This is a genomic window from Burkholderia sp. AU16482, assembly GCF_002223285.1.
GTDB lineage: Bacteria > Pseudomonadota > Gammaproteobacteria > Burkholderiales > Burkholderiaceae > Burkholderia > Burkholderia semiarida.
On the sequence record NZ_NKEY01000003.1, the window covers coordinates 155625 to 182253 of the forward strand.

At 67.4% G+C, this 26629-nt stretch carries 26 protein-coding genes; 10 read left to right on the top strand and 16 right to left on the bottom strand.

Annotated features, from left to right (window positions below; genetic code table 11):
* Positions 1-16 precede the first annotated feature (16 nt).
* The 4 genes from CFB35_RS03075 to CFB35_RS03090 all read right to left on the bottom strand — a co-directional run bounded on the left by CFB35_RS03075 (position 17) and on the right by CFB35_RS03090 (position 4062).
* Positions 17-250 (bottom strand): Fis family transcriptional regulator, encoded by a 234-nt coding sequence (locus CFB35_RS03075; RefSeq protein ID WP_006476892.1) that lies wholly within the window; start codon positions 248-250, stop codon positions 17-19.
* Positions 247-1314: a tRNA dihydrouridine synthase DusB gene (gene dusB / locus CFB35_RS03080; protein WP_089464544.1), complete on the bottom strand. Its 1068-nt coding sequence runs from the start codon at positions 1312-1314 to the stop codon at positions 247-249. Before dusB ends, CFB35_RS03075 begins: the two co-directional genes overlap by 4 nt.
* Before the next feature lie 137 nt (positions 1315-1451).
* Complete coding sequence (locus tag CFB35_RS03085) at positions 1452-2639, bottom strand: UbiH/UbiF/VisC/COQ6 family ubiquinone biosynthesis hydroxylase (RefSeq protein ID WP_089464545.1); 1188 nt, start codon at positions 2637-2639, stop codon at positions 1452-1454.
* Between the two features lie 37 nt (positions 2640-2676).
* Entirely contained in the window at positions 2677-4062 is a 1386-nt protein-coding gene (locus CFB35_RS03090; protein ID WP_089464546.1) for an aminopeptidase P N-terminal domain-containing protein, read from the bottom strand.
* A 188-nt stretch (positions 4063-4250) separates the two neighbouring features.
* Here CFB35_RS03090 and CFB35_RS03095 point away from each other — a divergent pair, with 188 nt between their 5' ends.
* Complete coding sequence (locus CFB35_RS03095; protein WP_059581211.1) at positions 4251-4862, top strand: glutathione S-transferase family protein; 612 nt, start codon at positions 4251-4253, stop codon at positions 4860-4862.
* Positions 4863-4978: 116 nt separating this feature from the next.
* On the opposite strand, the gene CFB35_RS03100 is transcribed toward CFB35_RS03095, so the two are convergent.
* The 3 genes from CFB35_RS03100 to CFB35_RS03110 all read right to left on the bottom strand — a co-directional run bounded on the left by CFB35_RS03100 (position 4979) and on the right by CFB35_RS03110 (position 8430).
* Positions 4979-6598, bottom strand: coding sequence for an FMN-binding glutamate synthase family protein (locus tag CFB35_RS03100; protein WP_059581124.1), 1620 nt, complete (start codon positions 6596-6598; stop codon positions 4979-4981).
* Positions 6599-6718: 120 nt separating this feature from the next.
* Positions 6719-7924 (bottom strand): tRNA 2-thiouridine(34) synthase MnmA, encoded by a 1206-nt coding sequence (mnmA, locus tag CFB35_RS03105; protein WP_059581128.1) that lies wholly within the window; start codon positions 7922-7924, stop codon positions 6719-6721.
* Positions 7921-8430, bottom strand: a complete 510-nt coding sequence (locus tag CFB35_RS03110) for an NUDIX hydrolase (RefSeq protein WP_059501004.1) — start codon at positions 8428-8430, stop codon at positions 7921-7923. Before CFB35_RS03110 ends, mnmA begins: the two co-directional genes overlap by 4 nt.
* A gap of 282 nt (positions 8431-8712) precedes the next feature.
* Between CFB35_RS03110 and CFB35_RS03115 the strand changes: the two genes are divergently transcribed.
* From CFB35_RS03115 to CFB35_RS03125, 3 genes are read left to right on the top strand one after another with little or no spacing between them, the layout of a single operon-like run.
* Positions 8713-9852, top strand: a complete 1140-nt coding sequence (locus CFB35_RS03115) for a Re/Si-specific NAD(P)(+) transhydrogenase subunit alpha (protein ID WP_059581130.1) — start codon at positions 8713-8715, stop codon at positions 9850-9852.
* 11 nt (positions 9853-9863) lie between these two features.
* The gene (locus tag CFB35_RS03120) at positions 9864-10190 is read left to right on the top strand and encodes an NAD(P) transhydrogenase subunit alpha (protein ID WP_059581133.1); all 327 of its coding nucleotides are present in this window, start codon (positions 9864-9866) and stop codon (positions 10188-10190) included.
* Entirely contained in the window at positions 10187-11641 is a 1455-nt protein-coding gene (locus CFB35_RS03125) for an NAD(P)(+) transhydrogenase (Re/Si-specific) subunit beta (RefSeq protein WP_059581136.1), read from the top strand. Before CFB35_RS03120 ends, CFB35_RS03125 begins: the two co-directional genes overlap by 4 nt.
* 107 nt (positions 11642-11748) lie before the next feature.
* Here the strand turns inward: CFB35_RS03125 and CFB35_RS03130 are convergent, their stop codons facing one another.
* The 9 genes from CFB35_RS03130 to CFB35_RS03175 all read right to left on the bottom strand — a co-directional run bounded on the left by CFB35_RS03130 (position 11749) and on the right by CFB35_RS03175 (position 21742).
* Positions 11749-12156, bottom strand: coding sequence for a T6SS amidase immunity protein Tai4 family protein (locus CFB35_RS03130; RefSeq protein ID WP_089464547.1), 408 nt, complete (start codon positions 12154-12156; stop codon positions 11749-11751).
* Positions 12157-12561: 405 nt separating this feature from the next.
* Entirely contained in the window at positions 12562-13248 is a 687-nt protein-coding gene (locus tag CFB35_RS03135) for a YafY family protein (RefSeq protein WP_059581139.1), read from the bottom strand.
* Positions 13249-13321: 73 nt separating this feature from the next.
* Positions 13322-13726 carry a VOC family protein gene (locus CFB35_RS03140; RefSeq protein ID WP_059581142.1) on the bottom strand — a complete coding sequence of 135 codons (405 nt, stop codon included), beginning with the start codon at positions 13724-13726 and terminating at the stop codon, positions 13322-13324.
* A 314-nt stretch (positions 13727-14040) separates the two neighbouring features.
* On the bottom strand, positions 14041-15342 hold the full coding sequence (locus CFB35_RS03145) for a class I SAM-dependent RNA methyltransferase (RefSeq protein ID WP_059581144.1): 1302 nt from the start codon (positions 15340-15342) through the stop codon (positions 14041-14043).
* A 158-nt stretch (positions 15343-15500) separates the two neighbouring features.
* The gene (locus CFB35_RS03150; protein WP_059581147.1) at positions 15501-17630 is read right to left on the bottom strand and encodes a site-specific recombinase; all 2130 of its coding nucleotides are present in this window, start codon (positions 17628-17630) and stop codon (positions 15501-15503) included.
* 483 nt (positions 17631-18113) lie between these two features.
* The gene (locus CFB35_RS03160) at positions 18114-18836 is read right to left on the bottom strand and encodes a membrane integrity-associated transporter subunit PqiC (protein ID WP_059581149.1); all 723 of its coding nucleotides are present in this window, start codon (positions 18834-18836) and stop codon (positions 18114-18116) included.
* Positions 18833-20452: an intermembrane transport protein PqiB gene (locus CFB35_RS03165; RefSeq protein ID WP_089464548.1), complete on the bottom strand. Its 1620-nt coding sequence runs from the start codon at positions 20450-20452 to the stop codon at positions 18833-18835. Before CFB35_RS03165 ends, CFB35_RS03160 begins: the two co-directional genes overlap by 4 nt.
* Positions 20445-21080 (bottom strand): paraquat-inducible protein A, encoded by a 636-nt coding sequence (locus CFB35_RS03170; RefSeq protein WP_059581155.1) that lies wholly within the window; start codon positions 21078-21080, stop codon positions 20445-20447. Before CFB35_RS03170 ends, CFB35_RS03165 begins: the two co-directional genes overlap by 8 nt.
* Complete coding sequence (locus CFB35_RS03175; RefSeq protein WP_059581157.1) at positions 21077-21742, bottom strand: paraquat-inducible protein A; 666 nt, start codon at positions 21740-21742, stop codon at positions 21077-21079. The genes CFB35_RS03170 and CFB35_RS03175 overlap by 4 nt, the downstream gene beginning before the upstream one ends.
* A 258-nt stretch (positions 21743-22000) precedes the next feature.
* Between CFB35_RS03175 and CFB35_RS03180 the strand changes: the two genes are divergently transcribed.
* From CFB35_RS03180 to CFB35_RS03210, 6 genes are all read left to right on the top strand, one after another.
* On the top strand, positions 22001-22561 hold the full coding sequence (locus tag CFB35_RS03180) for a cytochrome b (RefSeq protein WP_059581160.1): 561 nt from the start codon (positions 22001-22003) through the stop codon (positions 22559-22561).
* An 8-nt stretch (positions 22562-22569) separates the two neighbouring features.
* The gene (locus CFB35_RS03185) at positions 22570-23130 is read left to right on the top strand and encodes a YceI family protein (RefSeq protein WP_006482463.1); all 561 of its coding nucleotides are present in this window, start codon (positions 22570-22572) and stop codon (positions 23128-23130) included.
* Positions 23131-23195: 65 nt separating this feature from the next.
* On the top strand, positions 23196-23777 hold the full coding sequence (locus tag CFB35_RS03190; protein WP_034187441.1) for a YceI family protein: 582 nt from the start codon (positions 23196-23198) through the stop codon (positions 23775-23777).
* Positions 23778-23977: 200 nt separating this feature from the next.
* The gene (locus CFB35_RS03200) at positions 23978-25255 is read left to right on the top strand and encodes an MFS transporter (RefSeq protein WP_059581163.1); all 1278 of its coding nucleotides are present in this window, start codon (positions 23978-23980) and stop codon (positions 25253-25255) included.
* Positions 25256-25466: 211 nt separating this feature from the next.
* Positions 25467-26207, top strand: coding sequence for a LysM domain-containing protein (locus CFB35_RS03205; protein WP_059581167.1), 741 nt, complete (start codon positions 25467-25469; stop codon positions 26205-26207).
* Positions 26195-26629, top strand: a complete 435-nt coding sequence (locus CFB35_RS03210; RefSeq protein ID WP_059581169.1) for a lysozyme inhibitor LprI family protein — start codon at positions 26195-26197, stop codon at positions 26627-26629. The genes CFB35_RS03205 and CFB35_RS03210 overlap by 13 nt, the downstream gene beginning before the upstream one ends.

Sequence of the window (26629 nt, forward strand, 5' to 3'; positions counted from 1 at the left end):
GGGACGGGACGGCCGCCTACAGCAGGCCGTGCTGCTGCAGCTTCTTGCGCAGCGTATTGCGATTGATGCCGAGGTACTCGGCGGCGAGCGACTGGTTGCCGCCGGCCTGTACGAGCACGACCTCGAGCATCGGCTTTTCGACGCAGGACATCACCATTTCATAGACGTCGTGCGGATTGGAGCCGTCTAGATCCCGGAAATACACGTCCAGGCTCTCGCGGACACATTGTTCGATGTTGTGCTTGCTCATGCTGCTAACTGGTTATGGTCGTCCGGCTCGCCCCGGCTGTTTTCCGCTTCGTCATCGACGTAGACGAGGTGGTCCGACAGCGCCTTTTGCGCCTCGAAGAATGCATTGACGGCGGCGAGCTGCTCGCGGGTGGAATCGAGCGTGTTCATTCGGTGCCGGAACCCGTTGGCACCGGAAAGGCCGCGAGTGTACCAGCCGATGTGCTTGCGCGCAGTACGGACGCCGGTGAATTCGCCATAGAAAGCGTAGTGGTCTTCCAGGTGTTCGTTCATCACATGCTGGATCTCGTCGATCCGCGGCGGGGGCAGCAGCTCGCCGGTTTGCAGGAAATGATCGATTTCGCGGAACAGCCACGGCCGGCCTTGCGCGGCGCGACCGATCATCAGCGCGTCGGCGCCGGTTGCGTCGAGCACGGCCTTCGCCTTGGCGGGCGACGTGATGTCGCCGTTCGCGACGACCGGAATCCGCACGGCCGCCTTCACGGCCGCGATGGTGTCGTACTCGGCGTCGCCGCGGTACAGGTCGGCGCGCGTGCGGCCATGCACGGTGAGCATCGAGATGCCGGCCGCTTCGGCCAGGCGCGCGACCGTGATCGCGTTCTTGTGCTCGCGGTCCCAGCCGGTGCGGATCTTCAGCGTGACGGGCACCGCATCGGGCCCGGTGCCGACCGCCGCGACGACGGCCTCGACGATCCGCTGCACGAGCGGCTCGTTCTGCAGCAGCGCGGAGCCGGCCGCGACGTTGCAGACCTTCTTTGCCGGGCAGCCCATGTTGATGTCGATGATCTGCGCGCCGTTGTCGACGTTGTAGCGGGCCGCTTCGGCCATCATCGCCGGATCGGCGCCGGCGATCTGAACCGCGATCGGCTCGACCTCGCCTTCGTGGTTCGCGCGCCGCATCGTCTTCGCGCTCTTCCACAGCTGCGCGTTGGACGCGACCATCTCGGACACCGCGTAACCGGCCCCCAGCCGCTTGCACAGCTGGCGGAACGGACGATCCGTCACCCCGGCCATCGGGGCGACGAACAGGTTGTTACGCAATACGTGAGGGCCGATAACGGGCATCGCAATGGCGCCGCCCGCGACACGCGCGGGCAGGGGAAGGGAAGGCGGAAAACGGGCATTTTACCGTATTCCCATGCCCCGCCGATTTGACCCGGTTTGCCTGGTGTGCCCGGAGGGGCCGTACGGTGCGCCGCGTGTCAGTTGCGCTGGCCGAACATCATCTGGCGAGCGATCGCCTTCTTGAGCGGCGGCACGAATTCGAGCGCGGTGAGCGCCGCGCCGCGCAGCAGCGGAAGCGGGCCCGAGTCGATCGTAAACAGGCGCGCCAGCGTGTCGGTCGCGCCGATCGTGAGGCGCCGGTCGAGCGCGCGGCGCGCGTTGAAGGTCGCGAGCGCGGTCGCTTCGAAGCCTTGCGCGGAGAGTGCATCGACGAGCGTATGCGCATCGCGCAGCCCGAGGTTGAGCCCCTGGCCCGCGACCGGATGCAGCGTTTGCGCGGCGTTGCCGACGATCGCGATGCGGCCGCTCACGAGCGTTTGCGCCGCGCTCAGCCCGAGCGGGAACGACGCCCGCCCCGCGATCGCGACGAACCGGCCCATCCGCTCGCCGAATGCCGCGCCGAGCTCGCGCAGGAACGCGTCGTCGGGCAGCGCCGCGCGGCGTGCGGCCTCGTCGGGCGTACAGCACCACACGAGCGAGTAGTCGGCCTGACGCGGCCCGCCGAGCGGCAGCAGCGCGAGCGGGCCTTCGTGCGTGAAGCGCTCCCACGCGACGTTCGGGCGCGGTGCCGATACCGTGACCGTCCCCACGATCGCGGTCTGCCCGTAATCGCGGCGATGCTTGCCCGTATCGGCGTGCCGTTCATGAAACAGCCCGCCTTCGGCATTGATGACAATGCGCGCGCGCAGCGTGCGTTCGCCCTGAGGGCCGTCGAGCGTCAGCGTGACGCCGTCGGCGTCCTGCCGCGGCGTGCGTGCGGTGGTCGACGTGAGCCAGTCGACGCGCGTGCCGCGCACGGCGCCCGCGAGCGCCTGCACGATCGAGCCGTAACGCACGACGTAGCCGAGCGCGGCGAGCGCGTGTTCGTCGCGGTCGATCAGCGTGCGGCCGAAATGGCCGCGTTGCGACACGTGGATATGTTCGATCGGCGTGGCGTCGGCCGGCCACGCGAGCGTGTCGAGCAGCACGCGGCTGCCGTGCGATACGGCGATCGCGCGCGGGTCGTTCGCGCTCGCGGCAGGTTCGCGCGCGTCGATCAGCGCGATCGACGCATGCTGGGTCGCGCTGCGGCGTGCGAGCCAGCCGGCGAGCGCGAGTCCGACGGGGCCCGCGCCGACGATGGCGAGGTCGTAATCCGGCGTGGCCGGCGAGGAAGCGGTCGTCATCTTGATTCGTGAAACGGAGGTAACGGTCGGCGGCCGGTCATGCGTCCGCGCGCATCAGCGCCTCGATCTCGTCGGCCGCGACCGGCACGCCGCGCGTGATCAGCTCGCAGCCGTGCTCGCGCACGATCGCGTCGTCCTCGATGCGGATGCCGATGTTCCAGTACTCGGGCGGCACGTCGTCGGCCGCGCGCACGTACAGGCCGGGCTCGACGGTGAGCGTCATGCCCGGCTTCAGCGTGCGCCACGGCAGCGCGCCGTTCGCGTCGCGCGCGGCGAGCCGCTCGCGATAGTCGCCGCAGTCGTGCACGTCCATCCCGAGCCAGTGGCCGGTGCGGTGCATGTAGAAGCGCGTGTATGCGCGCTCGGCGATCACGTCGTCGACGTTCGAGAAGCGCGTTTTGGGGATGATGCCGGTATCGAGCAGCCCCTGCGCGAGCACGCGTACGGCCGCATCGTGCGGCGCCTCGAACGGCACGCCCGCGCGCGTCGCGTCGATCGCGGCCTGCTGCGCGGCGAGCACGATGTCGTACAGCGTGCGCTGCGCGGGCGAGAAGCGGCCGTTGGCCGGGAACGTGCGCGTGATGTCCGATGCATAGCCGTCGAGTTCGCAGGCGGCGTCGATCAGGATCAGGTCACCGTCCCGCGCGGCCGCGTTGCCGGCCGGGTAGTGCAGCACGCACGCATTCGCGCCGGCCGCGACGATCGACCCGTACGCGGGCGCCTGCGCGCCGTGCTTGCGGAACAGGTACAGCAGCTCGGCCTCGAGTTCGTATTCGCGGATGCCGGGGCGGCACGCCTGCATCGCGCGGCGGTGCGCGAGCGCGGAGATGTGCGCGGCGCGCATCATGATCGCGAGTTCGTGTTCGTCCTTCACGAGCCGCATGTCGTCGAGCAGCGGCGTGAGGTCGAGCAGCGCGTCCGGCGCGGCGACGCCCGTGCGTGCCTGCGCGCGCACCGCGTCGATCCAGCCGGCGAGCTGGCGCTCGAACTCGGCCGATGCGCCGAACCGGTAATGCACGGTGCCCGCATCGGCGAGCAGGCGCGGCATTTCGGTGTCGATCACGTCGACCGCGAAGGCCGCGTCGAAGCCGAACGCGTCGCGCGCGGCATCGGGCCCGTAGTGAAAGCCTTCCCAGATTTCGCGATCGACGTTCCTGGCGCGGCAGAACAGGATCGATTCCGGCGCGCCGTGCGGCGCGGCCGCGTTCAGCACGAGCACGGCATCCGGCTCGGTGAAACCCGTCAGGTAATGGAAGTAGCTGTCGAACCGGTACGGGTAGGCCGTGTCGCGGTTGCGCAGCATTTCCGGCGCGGTGGGGACGATGGCGACGCCGCCGCCCGCGGCACGCAGTGCGGCAAGCACGCGTTCACGGCGCTGGCGGTAGACGTCGACGGCGATGGCGGTATCGAGGGGCGCGTTCATTCGTGCGATTGTAGCGCCGCGCGCCGCGGTGCGTGAGTGTGGGGCCGGAAGCCGCGCCGGCCGGGCCGCGCGCGGCGGCTGTTGCAAACCATCCACAGGCCGGACGGCCGATTTTCTACCCGGCCGCGCGGGCCGGTTATGATCGGCGACAACGTATACTCGCGGCGGTTCCCTTAAAAAGGCAGATGATGAAATTAATCGGTTCGCTCAGCAGCCCGTACGTCCGAAAGGCGCGGATCGTGCTTGCCGAAAAGAAGATCGACTACAAGCTGGAGCTCGAGAACGTGTGGGCGCCGGATACGAACATTCACGCGTCGAATCCGCTCGGCAAGGTCCCGTGCCTCGTGATGGAGGATGGCGCCGCGGTGTTCGATTCCCGCGTGATCTGCGAATACGTCGATACGCTGTCGCCGGTCGGCAAGCTGATTCCGCCGTCGGGCCGCGAGCGCGTCGAAGTGCGCTGCTGGGAGGCACTGGGCGACGGCGTGCTCGACGCGGCCGTCGCGATCCGTCTCGAACACACGATGCGCGACGAAGCGCAGCGCAGCGCGAGCTGGATCGCGCGCCAACAACGCAAGATCGACGACGCGCTCGTCGCGATGTCGCAGGGTCTCGGCGGCAAGACGTGGTGCGTCGGCAATCATTACACGCTCGCCGACATCGCACTCGGCTGCGCGCTCGGCTATCTCGACTTCCGGATGCCCGAGCTCAACTGGCGCGATCGCCACCCGAACCTCGACAAGCACTTCGTGAAGCTGCAACAGCGACCGTCATTCGCCGATACGCTGCCGCAGAACTGAGCCGCGGCCCGGCCTTCACGCATTCGCCAGACGAAAGAAAAGCAAGAGCGCCCCGCGGGGCGCTTTTGCTTTTGCGGCGCGGGCCGGCCGCCGTCGTAACGGGGTGGCCGTGCGCTTTACTCGATCGACGCGTACACGGCTTCGCCGAGCGTGAACGAATCGCTGCGCGCGATCGGCCACCACTTGTCGTACAGCGAGAAGCCGCAGGTCTGGCCGTCGAGCAGCGCACCGGGTTTCAGGTATTTCAGCAGTTGCGACATCAGCCGCACTTCGTGCGGCGCGACCCGCTGCACGATGTGGTGCGCGCGCAGCTCGGACGGATGCGCGAGGCCGGCCGCCTGCACGAGTTCCTGCAGCGCATGCAGCGTATTGCGGTGGAAGTTGTACACGCGCTCGGCCTTGTCGGGCACGACGAGCGCCCGCTGGCGCACCGGGTCCTGCGTCGCGACGCCGGTCGGGCAGCGGTCGGTATGGCAGTGCTGCGCCTGGATGCAGCCGACCGCGAACATGAAGCCGCGCGCCGAGTTCACCCAGTCCGCGCCGATCGCGAGCGTGCGCGCGATGTCGAACGCGGTGATGATCTTGCCGCTCGCGCCGATCTTCACGCGGTCGCGCACGCCGATCCCGACGAGCGTGTTGTGCACGAGCAGCAGTCCTTCCTGCAGCGGCACGCCGACGTGGTCGGTGAATTCGAGCGGCGCCGCGCCCGTGCCGCCTTCCGCGCCGTCGACGACGATGAAGTCGGGCACGATGCCCGTCTCGAGCATCGCTTTCGCGATCCCGAAGAATTCCCACGGATGGCCGATGCACAGCTTGAAGCCGGTCGGCTTGCCGCCCGACAGCGTGCGCAGCCGTTCGACGAATTCGAGCAGCCCGCGCGGCGTCGAGAATTCCGAGTGCGTCGCGGGCGAGATGCAGTCCTTGCCCATCGGCACGCCGCGCGTCTCCGCGATTTCCGGCGTGATCTTCGCGGCCGGCAGCACGCCGCCGTGGCCGGGCTTCGCGCCTTGCGACAGCTTCACCTCGATCATCTTGACCTGCGGATCGGCGGCCTGCTTCGCGAACTTGTCCGGGTTGAAGGTGCCGTCGTCGTTGCGGCAGCCGAAGTAGCCGGACGCGATTTCCCAGATGATGTCGCCGCCGTTCTCGCGGTGGTACTTCGACAGCGAGCCTTCGCCGGTGTCGTGCGCGAACCCGCCTTTCTTCGCGCCGAGGTTCAGCGAGCGGATCGCGTTCGCGGACAGCGAGCCGAAGCTCATCGCCGAGATGTTGAAGATCGAAATGTCGTACGGCTGCGCGCGATTCGCGCCGACGCGGATACGGAAATCGTGGTTCGGCAGCTTCGTCGGTGCGAGCGAATGGCTGATCCATTCGTGCGCGACGGCCTTCACGTTCAGTTCGGTGCCGTACGGGCGGTTGTCGGCGACGTTCTTCGCGCGCTGGTAGACGAGGCTGCGCTGCGCGCGCGAGAACGGTTTTTCGTCGGTGTCGTCCTCGACGAAGTACTGGCGGATTTCAGGCCGGATGAATTCGAACAGGAAGCGGAAGTGGCCCCACAGCGGGTAGTTCCGCAGGATCGCGTGGCGATCCTGGTTCAGGTCGTACAGGCCGAGTGCGACGAGGGCGATGGGGATGACGATCCACAGCCAGGAAAGGAGGTGGACCGACGCGAGTGCGGCCGCGGCGACGAGCAGCAGGACGGCGCACCACATCGCGAGGTAGCGTCTGGAAAGCATGGGGGACTCCGTAAGAATCTTGAGATACCGCCATGCGTACGCTGCGAAGGCGGCGCGCCGGCCACGACGGAATCGTGTTCCGCCGGGCGCGGCGTGCCGCAAGTCTAAACCGAATGGGTGTCAGCGTGCTTCGGCGAGCGCCGGCGCGTGGGCCGCCGCCGCAGCCTGACCGGGCTGGCCGGTCGCCGCGGATTCGATGATGCCGCCGCCCAGACAGATCTCGCCGTCGTACAGCACGGCCGACTGGCCGGGCGTGACGGCCCACTGCGCATCGTCGAACGCGAGCGAGAAGCGCGCCTCGCCTGCCGGGCCGGCTGCCGCGGCGTCGATCGCGGCCCGGCCTAGCGCGGCCCGACCTGTCGCGGCTCGACCGAATACGCACGCCGCATCGGCCTGCCGGTAGCGCGTCTTCGCGCCGCACGCGAAGCCGTCCGCCGGCGGCTCGCCGGCGACCCAGCTCACGTTGCCGGCGACGAGTTCGCGCGACAGCAGCCACGGATGATCGTGGCCCTGCACGACGTACAGCGTGTTCGACGCGATGTCCTTCGCGGCGACGAACCACGGCTCGCCGCTGCCGCTCTTGCTGCCGCCGAGCCCGATGCCCTTGCGCTGGCCGAACGTGTAGAACGCGAGGCCGATGTGCTCGCCGACCACCTTGCCGTCGGGCGTCTTCATCGGGCCGGGCTTCGTCGGAAGATAACGGTTCAGGAAATCGCGGAACGGCCGCTCGCCGATGAAGCAGATGCCGGTCGAATCCTTCTTCTTCGCATTCGGCAACCCGATCTGCGCGGCGATCTCGCGCACCTTCGTCTTCGGGATCTCGCCGAGCGGGAACATCGTCTTCGACAGCTGCGCCTGGTTCAGCCGGTGCAGGAAGTACGACTGGTCCTTCGTGTGATCGAACGCCTTCAGCAGTTCGAAACGCCCGTCGCGTTCGCGCACGCGCGCATAGTGGCCGGTCGCGATCATTTCCGCGTCGAGCGACATCGCGTGGTCGAGGAACGCCTTGAACTTGATCTCGGCGTTGCACAGCACGTCGGGGTTCGGCGTGCGGCCGGCCGAGTATTCGCGCAGGAATTCGGCGAACACGCGATCCTTGTATTCCGCCGCGAAGTTGACGGCTTCGACGTCGATGCCGATCAGGTCGGCCACCGACACGACGTCGATCCAGTCCTGGCGCGTCGAGCAGTACTCGCCGTCGTCGTCGTCTTCCCAGTTCTTCATGAACAGGCCGACCACGTCGTAGCCCTGTTCCTTCAGCAGCCACGCGGTCACCGACGAATCGACGCCGCCCGACATGCCCACCACTACACGGCGCTTGCTCATTTGCCGACCGCCTGACGTTCGAATGCCTCGGGGCGCGGGGCGACCGAGTGCGTGTGTACGAAATCGAGCGGAATGCGCCGCCCGGCGAGATAGTCGTCGACGCAGCGCATCACCGCGGGCGAACGATGGCGCTCGCTGCAGGCGCGCAGCTCGTCGGCCGTCATCCACAGCGTGCGGACGATGCCGTCGTCGAGCACGTGGCCCGCGACCGGTTCGCCGGCCGTGCCGCAGAACGTGAAGCGCAGGTAGGTCGCGCCGGCGCTGCCGGGGCGGTCGTAGTGCGCGAGATAGACGCCGACGAGTGCGTCGGGCGTGAACGGGTGCGCGGTTTCCTCCAGCGTTTCGCGGATCACCGCGTCGGCCAGCGTTTCGCCGGCTTCGAGGTGACCGGCCGGCTGGTTGATGCGCAGGCCCGTCGAGGTTTCTTCCTCGATCACGAGAAAGCGGCCGGCGCGCTCGACGAGCGCGGCGACCGTCACATGCGGGGTCCAGATTTCGGGTTTCATGGTTCGGCATTTTACCGGTTGCGCCCGAAGGCTGCCGGCCGTTCCGTTAGACGAATCCGACCCTTTCGGATTCGTCGGCCCCGGCGGGACATGGCGGCGCGGATCAAACCGACGTCGCATTCGAGCACGATCGTGCGGAAAGTGCTGGCGGGGCCATCGCTTTCGGTTAAAGTGCAGCGTGAACGCCGTTGCTCGTGAGCCGGTAAGTCAGCCTGTCCGGCTCGTTGCGCAGTAAAAAGATCGCAAGAAAAGAAATACTGACAATGACTGGAGGAACTGACGATGCATATTGGAGTGCCTGCTGAAACGCGGGCCAACGAGGCGCGTGTGGCCGCGACGCCGGAAACCGTGAAGAAATACGCGGCGGCCGGCCATCGGGTCAGTATCGCGAAAGGGGCCGGCACCGCGGCCAGCTATCCCGACGAAGCCTATGCGGCCGCCGGCGCCGAATTGACCGACCAGTCGGCCGCTTTCGACGCCGACCTCGTGCTGAAGGTCCAGGCGCCCACCGACGCCGAACTGCCGTCGCTCAAGCGTGGCACCGTGCTGGTCGGCATGCTCGAGCCGTTCAATGGCGAGCAGGCGGCGAAGCTCGCCGCGGCCGGCGTGACCGGTTTCGCGCTCGAGGCCGCGCCGCGCACGACGCGCGCGCAGAGTCTCGACGTGCTGTCGTCGCAGGCGAACATCGCCGGCTACAAGGCCGTGCTGGTGGCCGCGTCGCTGTATCCGCGCTTCATGCCGATGCTGATGACGGCCGCGGGTACCGTGAAGGCGGCGCGCGTGCTGATTCTCGGCGCGGGCGTCGCGGGCCTGCAGGCGATCGCGACCGCGAAGCGGCTCGGCGCCGTGATCGAGGCGTCCGACGTGCGGCCGGCCGTGAAGGAGCAGATCGAGTCGCTCGGCGCGAAATTCCTCGACGTCCCGTTCGAAACCGACGAAGAGCGCGAAGCCGCGCAGGGTGTCGGCGGCTATGCGCGCCCGATGCCGCCGTCGTGGCTCGGCCGCCAGGCCGCGCTCGTGCACGAGCGCGCGAAGCAGGCCGACATCGTGATCACCACCGCGCTGATTCCGGGGCGCCCGGCGCCGACGTTGATCTCGGTGGAGACCGTGCAGTCGATGAAGCCCGGCGCGGTGCTCGTCGATCTCGCGGCCGGCCGCGGCCCGGAATTCGACGGCCGCAAGGGCGGCAACTGCCCGCTGACCGTCGCCGACCAGGTGATCGTGCACAACGGCGTGACGATCGCCGGCTACACGAACCTCGCGTCGATGGTCGCGTCGGACGCGTCGGCGCTGTACGCGCGCAACCTGCTCGATTTCATGAAGCTGATCGTCACGAAGGAAGGCACGCTGAACATCGACCTGACCGACGACATCGTCGCCGCGACGCTGCTGTGCCGCGACGGCGAAGTCACGCGCAAATAACGGAGGAGACCATGGAAGTCATCAATCACACGGTGATCAACGTGATCATCTTCGTGCTGGCGGTGTACGTCGGCTACCACGTCGTCTGGAACGTCACGCCGGCGCTGCATACGCCGCTGATGGCCGTGACCAACGCGATCTCGGCGATCGTGATCGTCGGCGCGATGCTCGCGGCGGCGCTCATCGTCGGCGCGACCGGCAAGTTCTTCGGCACGCTCGCGGTCGCGCTCGCGGCCGTCAACGTGTTCGGCGGCTTTCTCGTGACGAGGCGCATGCTCGAGATGTTCCGCAAGAAGGAGCCCAAGCGTGTCGAGGGCGGCAAGGAGGGCGCGCGATGAGCATGAACGTCGTTACGCTGCTGTACCTCGTCGCGTCGGTGTGCTTCATCCAGGCGCTGAAGGGCCTGTCGAACCCGAAGAGCGCGCGGCGCGGCAACCTGTTCGGGATGGTCGGGATGGCCATCGCGATCCTCACGACGATCGCGCTGATCGTCAAGCAGGCCGCGTGGCTCGGCGCGAACCTGCCGCTCGGCCTCGCGCTCGTGCTCGGCGCGCTGATCGTCGGCGGCGGCGTCGGGGCATTCGTCGCCGCGCGCGTCGAGATGACGAAGATGCCGGAACTCGTCGCGGCGATGCACTCGCTGATCGGTCTCGCGGCCGTGTGCATCGCGTATGCGGTGGTGTCGGAGCCGGAAGCGTTCGGGCTCGTGCCGCAGGACGCGGTGTCGTCGAGCTTCATCCCGTACGGCAACCGCGTCGAGCTGTTCATCGGCACGTTCGTCGGCGCGATCACGTTCTCCGGTTCGGTGATCGCGTTCGGCAAGCTGTCGGGCAAGTACAAGTTCCGGCTGTTCCAGGGCGCGCCGGTCGTGTACGCGGGCCAGCACCTGATCAACCTGATGCTCGCGATCGCGATGCTCGGCTTCGGCATCCTGTTCTTCATCACGCAGGCGTGGCTGCCGTTCATCATCATGACGGCGATCGCGTTCGTGCTCGGCGTGCTGATCATCATCCCGATCGGCGGCGCGGACATGCCGGTGGTCGTGTCGATGCTGAACTCGTACTCGGGCTGGGCCGCGGCCGGCATCGGCTTCTCGCTGAACAACGCGATGCTGATCATCGCCGGTTCGCTGGTCGGCTCGTCGGGCGCGATCCTGTCGTACATCATGTGCCATGCGATGAACCGCTCGTTCTTCAACGTGATCCTCGGCGGGTTCGGCGGGGAAGCGGCGGCCGGCGGCGCGGGTGGCGCGCAGGAGCAGCGGCCGGTGAAGTCGGGCTCGGCCGACGACGCGGCGTTCATGCTCGGCAACGCGGAATCGGTCGTGATCGTGCCGGGTTACGGGCTCGCCGTCGCCCGTGCGCAGCACGCGCTGAAGGAGCTGACCGACAAGCTGGTCGAGAAGGGCATCGACGTGAAGTACGCGATCCACCCGGTCGCCGGGCGGATGCCGGGGCACATGAACGTGCTGCTCGCGGAAGCGGAGGTGCCGTACGAGATCGTGCACGAGATGGAGGACATCAACGGCGAATTCGGCCAGGTGGACGTGGTGCTCGTGCTCGGCGCGAACGACGTCGTGAACCCGGCCGCGAAGAACGATCCGAAATCGCCGATCGCGGGGATGCCGATCATCGAGGCGTACAAGGCGCGCACGGTGATCGTCAACAAGCGCTCGATGGCGGCCGGCTACGCGGGCCTCGACAACGACCTGTTCTACATGGACAAGACGATGATGGTGTTCGGCGATGCGAAGAAGGTCATCGAGGACATGGTGAAGGCCGTCGAGTGACGACAGGGCAGCGCGCCGGCTGCGTTCATGACGGAGCGAATGCGGTCGTGCGCATGCCATGACATGTGCAATGCAGGGGCGCACGTATTGGCCCCCGCCGCGCAGCGCTAGCGCGCTTTTGTCAGCCGATCGGAAAGCGCGTCGAGTTCCCGACTGTGGAAGAGGTCGATGCACTTCATCGTATTGAACGACGCTGGAATCGATCCGCTGTATTGTCGTTCGACATACCGTTGCGTGAGCGCGCGGAGCGCGTCGTAGGCCTCGATTGGCTGATCGCCGAATTCCAGATAGGCGCTTGCGGTGGCATTGGCGTCGTCACGATCGCGGGTATCGTGCGCGATCCCGGCCAGGCAAACGCTGAGTGCCGAGTTCTTCAGCAACGTTTTTTGCGAATGCCGTTCGACAGCATGGCGAGCATCGGGGGCCGCGACCGTGGCTTGGGGTAACGCCGTGACGGGGCCGATTGCGAGAGCCATCGCGAGCGCGAGCCGCGGGTCTTTCAGCGCAATACCCATATCGATGCGGTTTCCGGAATCCGTGTCCTGACTTCATCGACTGAAACTTTGACTCTCATGAAGGCGTGCCATCCACTGGAGAATGACGGTCTCGACATGTTGTTAATCCAATCGGAATTGACTGAGAGGCGCGAGCCGATTCCTCAAATCCTCAGGATCATGGGCGGATCGTGCCGTGAAAAAATCGACAAGCAAGCTCGATTGTGCGCAGTGCTGACGATTCAGAAAATGGGACGTGTATGGAAAATCTCGCCGGTTTCGTTGATTGTGCGACGAACGGTTCCGTCCGACCGCTACGTTCCAAGAAGCGGTCGGTACGGAAATTCGAATGAAAACGAGAGAGATTCGAAAGTGACGGCGCCGATTTTCCCGGCGCCGTTTTCCATCCCGCGGCGGCCCGATGCGTCACTTCATCGGCGCTTCCGCGATCCGCATGTAGTCGGCGATCCGACGGCCTTCCATGTCCGGAAACTGCTCGTGCACGGTGATGTCGCCCATCCGCGCGATGTCGAAGGTGCGGAAATCGCCGCGCAGCTCGCACCACGCGCCGATCGTCCAGCGCCCGCCCCAGTAGACGAGCCCGAGCGGCCATACGCGGCGCTGCGAATGCGCGCCGAGCCGGTCGCGATAGGCGAAGCTGACGATGTGGCGCGTGTCGATCGCCTGGTGGATCGCGTCGACCTTCGCGCAAAACGTCTCGTCGATGTGGAACGACGGCGCGAACACGGGCAGGCGGTCGAGCGCCGTGCGCTTGTCGGCCGGCATCGCCGACGCGATCTTCGCGAGCGCCGAGCGCGCGCCGCTCGCGAAGCGCGCACCGCCCCAGGTTTCGAGCATCCGCGCGCCCGTGGCGAGCGCCGCCAGCTCCTCGGCCGTGAACGTGAGCGGCGGCAGGCTCGCGTTGCGGTTCAGCCGGTAACCGATGCCGGCTTCGCCTTCGATCGGCACCCCTGACAGTTGCAGGTCGCGCACGTCGCGATAGACCGTGCGCGGCGACACCGACAGCCAGTCGGCCAGTTGCTGCGCGGTCGTGAGACGACGCCCGCGCAACAGCTCGGCGATCTGGAACAGACGGTCGGCACGGCGGGTCATGACGGCACCTCGATTCCTCTGGCTACGGGGACTTCGCGATGATAGCGCCGCGCCGGCCCGCTGACCGCTGCGCTCAGTGGCATTTCGGCGCGTGCAGGCCGACGCGGTTGCCTTCCGTGTCGATCAGGTAGCCGACGTAGCCGTAGTTGTTCGGCAGCTCGACGACCGAGCCCTGCACGACGCCGCCCGCGCGCTTCGCGCGTTCGAGCGCGGCGACGACCGATTCGCCGGCGTTCAGGTAGACGAGCACGCCGTTCGCGCTCGGCTTCATCTGCTGCGGATCGAACACGATGCTGCCGCCCGTGCTCGACGCTTCGTGATCGAACATCGCCATCGGCACGCCGCCGATGACCTCGCGCTGCAACGTGGTTTGCAGCACGGTTTCGTAGAAGCGGATCGCACGGTCGAAATCGAGGGACGGAATGTCGAACCACGCGATCGCGCGTTCCAGAGTTGCGGTTGCAGTTGCGGACGTCATGACGAGCTCCTTGTTGTTCGGGTTGTTCTGGACGGAAACCAGCCTTGCATTGCGCCGGGATTGCAGTGTGAGCGGGGGCTCCTGACAGCGTGCTGTCAGTAGTGATGGCGGTGCTGACAAAAGGGCCCCGTCGACCGCATCGGCGGCGTGCGCCCGGGCGGCGGCGCGTACGGGGCCGTGCGGGCGGAGCGGGCGCGGCCCCGCTTGCATCGGTGCCGCGCAAAACGAAACGCCCGGCGGATGCCGGGCGTCATCGGAGTGTCAGCAGGCGGCAGCGGCCGCCGCGACGTTCGCGCGCGTTCGGCGCGTCAGGGTCAGGCGTCGCCTTCCTGCGCGGCCGGGCGCGCCTTCACGCTGCCTGCGATCAGGTCGAAGCGGAACAGCCGGCATTCGAGCGCGCCGTTGAACAGCGGCGTCTTGGCCGATTCGCGCAGCCGCAACTGGCCCGGCAGCGAACGGTCGGACGTCAGCAGGAACGCCTGCCAGCCCGTGAAGCGCTGCTTCAGCGCATCGCCGAGCGCGTTGAAGAACTCGCTGTCCGGCGCGTCGGTGTGCGTGCGGCGGAACGCGTCGTCGTTGCCGCGGTTGCGGCCGGTCTCGCGCACCTCGCCGCGCGCGCTGCGGCCGCGCACTTCGATCCGCTCGCCGTACGGCGGGTTCGCGAGAAGGATGCCCGGCCCGTCGCACGGCGGCGTCATCCCGCGCGCGTCGACCTGCTTGAGCCACACCGACGGCACGCCCGCGCGCTCGAGGTTCGCGCGTGCCTTCTCGAGCATGTCGCCGGAGATGTCGCTGCCGTACACGCCGAGCGCTTCGCCGCGCTGGGCCCGCGCCGCGCGCTTCGCGTCGAGCGCCGGCACCTTCAGCCCCTGCCACGCGGTGATGTCGTACTGCTTGAGCTTTTCGAAGCCGAACCGGCGCTCGACGCCCGGCGCCACGCCGAGCGCGATCTGCGCGGCTTCCGCGAGGAACGTGCCGCTGCCGCACATCGGGTCGTACAGCGCGGTGCCGGGCTTCCAGCCCGTCAGCCGCAGGATGCCTGCCGCGAGGTTCTCGCGCAGCGGCGCCGCGCCCTTGTCGAGGCGCCAGCCGCGCTTGAAGAGCGGCTCGCCCGACGTGTCGAGGTACAGCGTGCATTCGCCCGCGGTCAGGAACGCGAACACGCGCACGTCCGGCGCACCGGTGTCGATGCTCGGGCGCGAGCCGGTTTTCTCGCGCATCCGGTCGCAGATCGCATCCTTCACGCGCAGCGTCGTGAATTCGAGGCTCTTCAGCGGCGACTTGATCGCGGTGATGTCGATGCGCAGCGTCTGCGTCGACGCGAACCAGCGTTCCCACGGCTGCTCGAGCGCGAGCGCGTAGACGTCCTGCTCGTTGCGGTACGGGCCGTGCGCGATCTTCAGCAGGATCCGGCTCGCGATCCGCGAATGGAGGTTGGCGGCCATGCCGGCGGCCCAGCCGCCGCTGAAATGGACGCCGCCCGGCACCTGCGCGCCCGCGGTGAACGGCGCGCCGTTCAGGTGGCGGCCGGCGATTTCGGCCAGCTCGGCGGCAAGCGCCGCCTCGAGGCCGCGCGGGCAGGGGGCGAAGAATTCGAACAGGGTGGGCGAGGACATAAGGCGGGTGAGGACGTGCAAAAGTCCACTATTGTACGCGGCGCGGGCGACCGGGGCCGGCGTTTCGGCGCGGCGGCGCCGGCGCAACCGCCGTTCGCGCGCGCCGGCAGGGGCGGCGAGGCAGGGGGGGCGGCCGGGCGCCGCCGCCTCGCCGCCGGTCAGTGCGCGCCCGGCTGGCCGACGCGCGTGCTCGGATTGCCGGCCGGCCAGAACAGCGCCAGCGGATTCGACAGCATCGTGCGGACGATCGCCGCGACGAGCGCGCGCACCTTGGTCGGGCGCAGGCTGCGCGAGCGCACGGCCATCGTGAACGCGAGCGCGAAGCTCACGAGCACGTTGAGGATCGCCATGCTCAGCACGCCGGCGGCGGCCCACCACAGCTCGGGCGTGCCGAGCGCGCCCTTGCCCAGTACGCCGAGCGCGACGCCGATCGAGCCGGCCGACAGCGTCACGTGCCGCACCTCGAACGGGAACATGAACACGGTGACGATCGCCGGAACGAGGCCGAGCATCAGGCCGAGACCGACGTTCGCGACCACGCCGGCGACGTTCGACCGGCAGAAGTGCGCGAGCTTCGCGGCGCCGGCCGCGCCGAGCGTGAGGCGCAGCCGGCGGTTGTACGTGAGCGCGTCGCCGACCCGGTGCAGCACGAACCAGTTGTCGGCCCAGCCCGCGAGCAGGCTCGACGCCCACAGCAGCACGCCCGTCAGCGCCGCGTAGAACGGCGTCGGGCCCAGCAGCGAGAACGAATGCAGCGTCGCGTGCGCCTTCTCCGGCGAAATCACGTTCGTGTGCAGCACGTTGGCCGCGAACAGCTGCACGAGCAGGCACACGGGCAGCACGACGAGCACGTTGCCGGAAATCGCGGCCGCCTGCGTGCGGATCAGCGCGATCACCGACGCGACGAACGCCTTCACGCCGTCGTCGTGGCCGGTGTCGTCGAGCTCGCGCGCGAGCGTCGGCGCGGTCATCGCGGGCTGCTTGGTCGCGAGCGTGAAGTGCAGGAAGTGCATCAGCATGAAGCTGGCCGCGTAGTTGATGCCCGCGAGCAGCCCTTCGAGCATCGACTGCAGGTGCGCGCCGGTGATCGCGAACTTCACGCACACCGTCGCGACGGTGACGAGGCCGCCGCCAGCGGCCATCCGCAGCATCTTCAGGTACTCGGCGCGGCCGCGCGAGATGTAGTGTTCGCCGGTGTCCGCGTTGGTCTCGACGAGCTTGCGCGCGAACAGCGAGAAGTTGCTGCGCACGAGGTGCGCGACGCTCTGGCTGTTCTGGTTCGCGTCGACGAGCTCCGCCGTCAGGTGCGCCATTCCGTGCAGGTCGTCGCGCGCCATCCACGCGTTGAGCAGCGTTTCCGCGCGCAGGATGCGCATGCGCATCCGCTCGACCTGGAACACGATGTCGACCGACACGCCGTTGCGGTACAGGTGCGCGAACACGTCGTCGACGGCGATCCGGCATTCGTCGAGCAGCACGCGCAGGTAGTTGACCTCGTGCAGCAGCTTGCTCGGGTCGCCGCCGTCCTCGACGGCCGCATGCGCGGTCTCGACCGCGAGCATCGCGCGCGTCAGGCGGTAGAACGGCTGCGATTCGAGCGGCTGGCGTTCCAGCGGCTTGCGCGCATCGTCGTCGGACAGCCGGCTGCGCACCGTCTGCGACAGGCCGGTCGAGCTGATCTGGCAGGTCAGGTTGTGCAGCGCGGCCAGCAGGTCGCGCGAGAACGAGCCGGGCTCGTGGCGCTCTTCGTCGGTGACGTCGAACGACAGCAGTCGGGCGAGGCGCGCGAGCAGGTCGTCGGGCAGCGCGTCGATCCATTTCGCGTCCTCGGGCGCGGGGAACATCAGCGTGAACAGCGCCGACAGCTCGCGGCGGTTCGGCGCGGGCGGGATCAGCGACGAGTCGATCCGCTCGAACAGCGCGCCGAAGAAGCCCGAATGCACGGGCATGCCGGCGTCGCACAGCAGCGAGATGCCGTCGCACTCGCGCAGGATGCCGCGCAGGATGCGCGCGGCGTGCGCTTTCCACGCGGGGTTGCGATCGAGCACATGGAACAGGTAGCGCAGCCGCGCATGGGCCGGATACGCGCGCGTGTCGGCGTCGCGCGCGGCCGGCGCGTCCTGCACCGTGCCGTTGCGGCGCAGCCAGTGCGCGAGCTCGATCAGCCATTCGCTGCGCTCGGCGTACGACGCGTCGGCGTCGGCGTGCGCGAGCAGCGCATCGAGCTGGTGACCGGCATTGCGCGACGCGCGCCACTTCTTGATCAGGGTCGTCAGGGAACGAAACATAAACGGAATAGCGAAAGCCCGGGACGGGCGGGTTCGGGATGCCGGCCGGGAAAACGGCGCGGCGCCGGTGAGCACGGGTGAGACGGGGCCGGTGGCCGGACGACGCGCGGCGACCCGCGATGCGGCTGCCCCGCCGCGGTGCACGCGATTCGCGTGCGGGCGCCGGGAGGCACGGCGGTCGGGCTGAACGCGGCCCGGCGCCGCTGGCTGGCGCGCACGACTAACGGCGCAAGCCTGAAAGTGCGTAGGATCGTCAATCGGGCCGGAAAACGCAAGCCGACCGCTTGGCATGGCGCGGGTTCCGCCGGCTTTGACAAAGAATGTCAACGGCCGTTTCGGCCGATGGGACGCAGGTGCGAGGCGGGCTGCGGCGGCGCGCTGCCGGTGTCCGGCGCGTGCGACCGGACGCGCCGCGCCGTTCGACACCGCGCACGCGAACGCCGCGCCGTGTCGAACGTTCGCGCCCGTGCCGCCTGCGTTCGCTTATGCGCCCGACTTGCCCGTCGCGCCGGCGTCGCCGCCGGACGTCGGGTTGGCCGGACACGGCACGACCGGCGCGGCGGCCGTCTTGCCACCGGCAACCGGCGCGGCCGCCGCGCCGCCGCGAGCGGCCATCGCGCGCACGCCGGCCGCGGCCTGCGTCGCAATCACGTCGAGCGCGCGCCGGTGGCCGGCGACGAGCGCGTCGTAGCCGTCGGCGACCGGTTCCGCGACGCTCGTGCGGCAGGTCATCACGGCCTGCGTGGCGAGCGAGCGCACGCTCCACACGGCGTCGAGCGCGGCGCGCTTGCCCGGCCACGACTCGAAGCGCTGCACGTTCACGCTGATCCGGTATACGGGCACGCCGGCCGGATACGCGGAATTCGCGACGTCGATCGTGCCGAGCTGCGCGGCGAGATCGTCCGACAGCGCGCGGCGGATCTCGTCGGCGGGCGGCGACGCCCAGCGTTCCTGCTCGAGCACGTCGACCTGCGCGGCGTTCTTCTGCACGACCAGCTGGTTCTTCGCGACCTGCTCGGGCACGCCGACCGACGGCACCTCGATCAGGAACGCCGGGTTGGCAGGCGCGGTGCGCAGCGGCGCCGCGGCGTCGGCCGGGCTGAGCGTGTAGAACCGCGCGGGCGGCGAGCTGCACGCGGCGAGCGCGAGTGCGGCGAGTGCTGCCGCCGCGCCGCTCGCGAAACCGTTCACGCGTGTCGTCGTCATGGTTGATCTCCTGGCTTGCCCTTGAGCAGCGATTCGGGGTGACGCTCGAGATAATCGGCGAGCGCGTTCAGCGATTGCAGCGTGCGCGTGAGCTCCTTCAGCGCGCCGCGCACGTCGGACTGCAGCGGTGAATCCTGCTGCAGCGTCGCCTCGGCGGTCGAGAAGGTCTGCTTCGCGGCCGACAGCGTGTCGCGCGCTTGCGGCGCGACCTGCGTGTCGAGCTGCTTGAACAGCTTGTCGGCGTTCGCGAGCGCGCTGTTCAGGTTTGCGCCGATCTGGTCGAACGGCACCTTGTCGAGCTTCTTCGCGATGTCGGCGACCTGCAGCTGCAGCTCGTCGAGCGTATTCGGCACGGTCGGCAGCTCGAACGGCTGGCGGGCCGTGTCGATCTTCGCGGCCGGCGCCTTCGGGAAGAAGTCGAGCGCGACGTACAGCTGGCTCGTCAGCAGGTTGCCGGTGCGCAGCTGGCCGCGCAGCCCGTGCTGGACGAGCCGCTCGACGATCTCGCGGCGCGCCGGTTCGCCCTTGCTCTCGATCGTCTCGCGGAAGCGGCGGCCGAGGCGTTCCGGATACACGTTCATCGTCACCGGCATCAGGAAGTTCTTCGTCTTCGGATCGAAGTCGATGCCGATGTTCGTCACCTCGCCGAGCACGATGCCGCGGAAGTCGACCGGCGCGCCGACGGCGAGCCCGCGCAGCGACTGGTTGAAGTTCATCACGACCTGCAGCGGCTGGCCGTCCGGGTCGCGCATCGCGTCGCCTTCGTCGGAGCCGAGACGGAACGTCGTGTTGTTCGGCGCGGTCGTGCCGGTGCCCTGGTTCGGCGGCGTCTGGAACGCGATGCCGCCGAGGATCACCGTCGCGAGCGACTGCGTGTTCAGCTTCAGGCCGCTCGAATCGAGCCGCAAGTCGACGCCGCTCGCTTGCCACCACCGCGTGTTCATCCCGATGTACTGGTCGTACGGCGCATTGACGAACACGTTGAACGTGACGCCCGTGCCGTCCTTGTCGAGCGAGAAGCCGACCACCTGGCCGACCTGGACGCGGCGGTAGTAGACCGGCGAGCCGATGTCGACCGAGCCGAGCGAATCGCCGCGCAGCACGTACTGCGTGCCTTTCTGGTCGCCCGTGACGGCGGGCGGCGTCTCGAGGCCCGTGAAGTCGGTCAGCGTGTCCTGGCCGTGGCCGGCGTCGACGCCGATGTATGCGCCGGACAGCAGCGTGCCGAGCCCCGACACGCCGGTCGCGCCGACGCGCGGCCGCACGATCCAGAAGCGCGAGCCCTTGACCGCGAAGTCCTCGGCTTCCTTCTTGAGCTGCACCTGGACCAGCACGCGCGACAGGTCCTTCGACAGCTTGATCGTCTTGACCATGCCGATCTCGACGTCCTTGTACTTGACCTGGGTCTTGCCCGGCTCGAGCCCTTCGGCGCTGTGGAAGCTGATCGTGATTTCCGGGCCGCGCTCGCGCACGGACTTGATCACGAGGCCGATGCCGATCAGCGCGGCGATCAGCGGCACGAGCCAGACGAGCGACGGCAGCCAGCCGCTTTTCGTCGAGATCGCCGGATCGGGCGGCCGGGGCGCGTCTTGCTGCGGGCCTTGTGGATTATTCATGGTGATTCCCTGAGGTTTCGACTGGATCCCAGATCAGGCGGGGATCGAACTGCATCGACGCGAGCATCGTCAGGATCACGACCGAGCCGAACGCGAGCGCGCCGGGGCCGGCCGTGATGACGGCGAGCGAACGGAAATGGACGAGCGCGACGGTCAGCGTCACGACGAAGATGTCGAGCATCGACCAGCGGCCGATGCGCTCGACGATCCGGTACAGGCGCGTGCGCTGCAGCGGCCGCCAGGCGGCGCGGCGCTGCGCACTCGTCGCGAGGATCGTCAGCACGCCGAGCTTGAGCATCGGCACCAGAATGCTGGCGACGAACACGACCACGGCGAGCGGCCAGTCGCCGGACGTCCAGAAATAGATGACGCCGCTCATGATCGTGTCCTGCTGCGAGCCGACGATCGACGACGTGCGCATGATCGGCAGCAGGTTCGCCGGAATGTACAGGATCGCGGCCGCGAGCAGCAGCGCCCACGTGCGCATGATGCTGTTCGGCGTGCGCACGTGAAGCGCGCTGCCGCAGCGCGCGCAATGCGCGTGCGGCTGGTCGATCGTCTGCACGAGCCCGCATGCGTGGCAGCTGGCATAACCCTCGCGGGCGGCGGTCGGCGTGGGGCTCGTCATCGGCGGGGCGCGTCCGGCAGCGGCGCGGCGGCGTCGGGCCGCCCGGGCGCGCGGCCGGCGCGCAGGTCGTCGGCTATGTCCCATACCGTACGCGGGTCGAACATCAGCACGACGGCGGTCATCAGCGTGAGCGCGCCGAACGCGAACAGCGCCGCATCGGGCACGACGCGCGCGAGGCTCACCATCTTCACGATCGTGACTACGATGCCGAGCATGAACACCTCGATCATCCCCCACGGCCGCACGAGCTGGATCGTGCGCAGCACGAGGTTCAGGCCCGGCGGCACGACGCCGCGGCGGATCGGCAGCAGCACGTAAAGCAGCGCGGCCATCTCGACGAGCGGGAACAGCACGGTCGAGCAGAACACCATCACGCCGACGGCCGCCATGTCCTGATGCCACAGCGTGTCGATCGCGCCGATCAGCGTCGTCTGCACGCGCGTGCCGTTCAGGTCCATTTCCAGGATCGGGAACGCCTGCGCGATGATGAACGTGACGAGCGCCGCGACCGCGAGCGCGGTGATGCGCTCGATCTGCGTGGTGCTGTTGCGATAGAGCAGCGCGTCGCAGCGCGGACAGCGCGCGATCTCGCGACCGTGAAGACGCGGTTTATGCAACAGTGCGTCGCATTCGTGGCAGGCAATCAGGTCGTATCGTTGCATGGAAAAGGCGGTGTTGCGGCGGCTCGGGGACGCGTCGACGGGGCCGGAACCCGCGCCAATCTTACCAAAAGGGCTTTTTCGATGGGTCAAGGATCGTGTGCTGCGTGACCGATCGGTAACATGACGGGAAGCCGTCAGCCGGCTGGCGCGCCTGTCCTCAGAGTCCGCGCGCGTCAAAAGGTTGCGGTAGCATGGCGCCCTTGACATGCGTCGGACGAATTTACCGGCGCAGCCGTTCGCTGAACTGAGGAACCCACGATGGCATCGAAATCCCCGCCGGCCGTGCCGGCACGCTACGCGCATACCGCGATCGCGCTGCACTGGCTGATCGCACTGCTGATCGTCTGCGGCTTCGCGCTCGGCTGGGTGATGACGGACATCCCCGGCTTCACGCCGACCAAGCTGAAGTACTTCTCGTGGCACAAGTGGATCGGCGTGACGGTGTTCGCGCTGGCCGTCGTGCGCGTGCTGTGGCGTGCGACCCACGTGCCGCCGCCGCTGCCGGGCGACACGCCGGCGTGGCAGCGCGCGGCGTCGCACGGCGTGCACATGCTGCTGTACGTGCTGATGATCGTGATTCCGGCGACGGGCTACCTGTACAGCTCGGCGTCGAACATCCCGGTCGTCTATCTCGGCATCGTGCCGCTGCCGCGCCTGATCGACCCCGATCCGGCGCTCAAGGAAACCTTCAAGACGCTGCACGTGACTTTGAATTACATTCTGCTTGCGCTCGTTTCGCTGCACGTGCTCGCGGCGCTCAAGCACCAGTTGTTGGACCGCGACGGCCTGCTGTCGCGCATGCTTCCCTTTGCCAAATGAAGGATCCCATGAAAGTGTCTTTCTCCCGCTCCATGCTGACCGCGTTCGCCGCGGCGGCGCTTGTCGCGTCGGGCGCGGCGCATGCCGACGTCGATCTCGCGAAGAGCAAGGTGTCCGCCGTGTCGAAGCAGATGAACGTGCCGACCGAAGGCGCGTTCAAGAAGTTTTCCGCGCAGGTGAAGTTCGACCCGGCCAAAGCCGCGCAGGGCAGCGCGCAAATGACGATCGACGTCGCGAGCTTCGACCTCGGCGACAAGATGTACAACGACCAGGTCGCCGGCAAGGACTGGTTCGACGCGAAGACCTATCCGCAGGCGACCTTCGTGTCGTCGGCGATCGCGCCGGCCGGCGGCAACAAGTACAACGTGACCGGCAAGCTGACGATCAAGGGCAAGGCCGAGACTGTCACGGTGCCTGTCACGGTCGCGCAAAACGGCGCGACGCAGACGTTCGACGGCGTGCTGCCGATCAAGCGTTCGGCCTTCAACGTCGGCACCGGCGAGTGGAAGGACACGTCGATCGTCGCGGACGAAGTGCAGATCAAGTTCCATCTCGTCGCCACGAAGTAAGCGGCTGGTTGCCGCCTCAACTGAATGCCGCGCGAGGGCGCGGCGCCGTTTCCAGGAGAAAAAGTTTGAAAAAGCATCTGATCATCGCCGCAGGCGCGCTGGCCGCTTCGCTGTCGTTCTCGGCCTTCGCCGAAAGCGCAACGTACCAGTTCGACCCGAGCCACACGTACCCGAGCTTCGAGGCCGACCATTTCGGCGGCCTGTCGGTCTGGCGCGGCAAGTTCGACAAGTCGAGCGGCACCGTGACGCTCGATCGCGCGGCGAAGACCGGCACGGTCGACGTGACGACCGACATCGCGTCGATCCACACGGGCAGCGCGAAGCTCGACGAGCACCTGCAGACGGCCGAGTTCTTCGACGTGGCGAAGTTCCCGCAGGCGAACTACAAGGGCACGATCAAGTTCGACGGCGACAAGCCGGTGTCGGTGGTCGGCAACCTGACGCTGCATGGCGTCACGAAGCCGCTCACGCTGAAGATCGATTCGTTCAAGTGCATGCCGCACCCGATGCTCAAGCGTGAAGTGTGCGGCGTCGACGCGGTCGGCGAATTCAGCCGCGACGATTTCGGCCTCGACTACGGCAAGCAGTACGGCTTCAAGATGAAGACGAAGCTGCTGATCACGGCCGAAGCCGTCAAGCAGCAGTAATATTCCCCGACGCGGCCGGCCATCGCGCCGGCCCCCCGCGGGCAAACCGCCGCGCTCCCGTTACCGGGGCGCGGCGGTTTTTTTGCGCGCCTATAATCGCCCGAACGTCGCATGTGGCCATGCGGCGCCGGGCAGGCCGACGGCGCGACGTCGGCCGCCTCGAACATCGAACAGAACGTACAACGACAAGGAGATCGCCGATGCATGCCGTCACGCAGTCCAGCTCCATGGCTTCGTCGCCGCGCGTCTGGCGCGCGGTGGTCGCCGCGTCGATCGGCAACGCGCTCGAGTGGTTCGATCTCGTCGTCTACGGCTTTTTCGCGGTGACGATCTCGAAGCTGTTCTTCCCGGCCGGCAACGACACCGTGTCGCTGCTGCTCACGCTCGGCACGTTCGGCGTGTCGTTCTTCATGCGGCCGCTCGGCGCGATCGTGCTCGGCGCATACGCCGATCGCGCGGGCCGCAAGGCCGCGCTCACGCTGTCGATCCTGCTGATGATGGCCGGTACGCTCGTGATCGCGGTGCTGCCGACTTACCAGACGATCGGCGTCGCGGCGCCGCTGATCCTCGTCGCCGCGCGGCTGATGCAGGGCTTCTCGGCGGGCGGCGAGTTCGGCAGCGCGACCGCGTTCCTCGCCGAGCATGTGCCCGGGCGGCGCGGTTTCTTCGCGAGCTGGCAGGTCGCGAGCCAGGGGCTCACGACGCTGCTCGCGGCCGGCTTCGGCACCGTGCTGAACGCGCAGCTCACGGCGGACCAGATGGCTGCGTGGGGTTGGCGCGTGCCGTTCTTCTTCGGGCTGCTGCTCGGGCCGGTCGCGTACTACATCCGCGCGAAGGTCGACGAGACGCCCGAATTCCTCGCGGCCGAAAGCACCGCGAGCCCGCTGCGCGATACGTTCGCGTCGCACAAGGCGCGGCTCGTCGCGGCGATGGGCGTGGTCGTGCTGGGCACCGTCGCGACCTATCTCGTGCTGTTCATGCCGACCTACGGCGTGAAGCAGCTCGGCCTCGCGCCGTCGGCCGCATTTGCCGCGATTCTCGTCGTCGGCGTGATCCAGATGGCGTTCGCGCCGCTCGTCGGCCACTGGTCGGATCGCTATGGCCGCGTGCGCGTGATGATCGCGCCGGCCGTCGGCATTCTCGTGCTGATCTATCCGGCGTTCGCGTATCTGGTCGCGCATCCGGGTTTCGGCACGCTGATCGCGCTGCAGGTGCTGCTCGCGTTCCTGATGACCGGCTATTTCGCGGCGCTGCCGGGGCTGTTGTCCGAGGTGTTTCCGGTGCAGACGCGCACGACCGGGATGTCGCTCGCGTATAACGTCGCGGTGACGATCTTCGGCGGCTTCGGGCCGTTCATCATCGCATGGCTGATCCGCGAAACCGGGATGAAGACCGCGCCGAGTTTCTACCTGATGTTCGCGGCCGTGCTGAGCCTCGGGGCGCTGGTGGTGCTGCGGCGGCGGTTCGGGTTCCGGTGAGGCTTGGGTGAGGCGGGCGGTGGTTTTTATGTGCTGCCAACCATGCCGCCATGCGCCGCCTTTTTCGGCTGGTGATGTTTCAGCGATTGCCCCTGGCTCGGAATGAGCCTTACAAAATTCAGTCACGTCTTATGGCGATTTTGTCCCGTGCTTTGTAGAGTCTTGCGGGATATCTCGCACACCACCCGGCAATTGACCGGAAAGGACTGATATGGCGATTCAAGCACCAGCGAAGACAGGTTTCGAGAAATGGCAGGACGGCATTGACAAGGCGGCCGGAGATGCCAAATGGGATTCCTGGGATTGCGAAATCCGGATGGCAGTTGATGAGTACAACCGTCATCTTTCCGGGATAGCTGGGTATAGGCCGTTGGATTGGCAGCTTGTCAAGGCAATGTTATGGGTCGAATCCGGTCCGGCTAACTCGGAATGGAACATCAGGCCGATGCGCATCGGCGTTCCTGGCGATCCAGGGCTGTCATCCTTGCTGTCGGGAAACGAGGGTGGCGACTTGATTCTGCCACCGGCCTGGAAGGGACAACTGACGATGGGGTCGGTCCGAAGCATGCCGGCACATAACATTCGTGCGGGGATCGGTTACTTGCTGATGAAAACGGCTCATTATGAGTACCGCAGCGTGTCGAACGTCGATGTCAAAATCTATGAGGTCATCGTTAAGCCAGGCGATAACCTCGACAAGATTGCAAAGGCGCAAGCAAGCACAGTAGATACGCTGAGAAAGTTCAATCCGACCGCTGCCGTTCTACGACCTGGGCAGACGTTGAAGTATCAGAAAGCGTCTGTGCAACGCGTCATCACAAGCTGGCGACAGATCTCCACAACGTTGATAGCACAACGCTATAACGGAGGAGGCGATTTCAATTACGCGGCAAAACTCGACTATGCATTGAAGGCGATGCAGAAAAGGACGGGGGCGATATGCGTAGAATAGTATTTTTAGTTGCAGCTGTTGCCTTTCCGCTCGTTTCGATAGCTGCCTCGCATACTTCGGTTCAGAGCGAGCGCGAACTGCGCGGCGAATGCTCGAATGGAGTGACTGGCGTAAGAGAGTGTTTGCAGCGGAAGCAGGAGGACAGTGAGGTCGAGCTGAGGCGTGCCGAAGAAAAGGTGCGTAATGCGTTTGCCAAGTGGGATGAGGACTCCAAGTTCATCAGTCTGGCCACGACAAGGCTGGCCGCGTCGAAGAAAGCTTTCGTGAAATACCGTGAAGCGCAATGCGCATTCGCCTCGGCATTGGGCGGGGGCGCCATTGGCAATGCGCTTGAGATGAGGAGGCTAGCCTGTGTTGCAGAACTCAATAACAGGCGCGCCGCGCAACTACGCGACGCGGTGTCTGACTTGCCACTGAAGTAG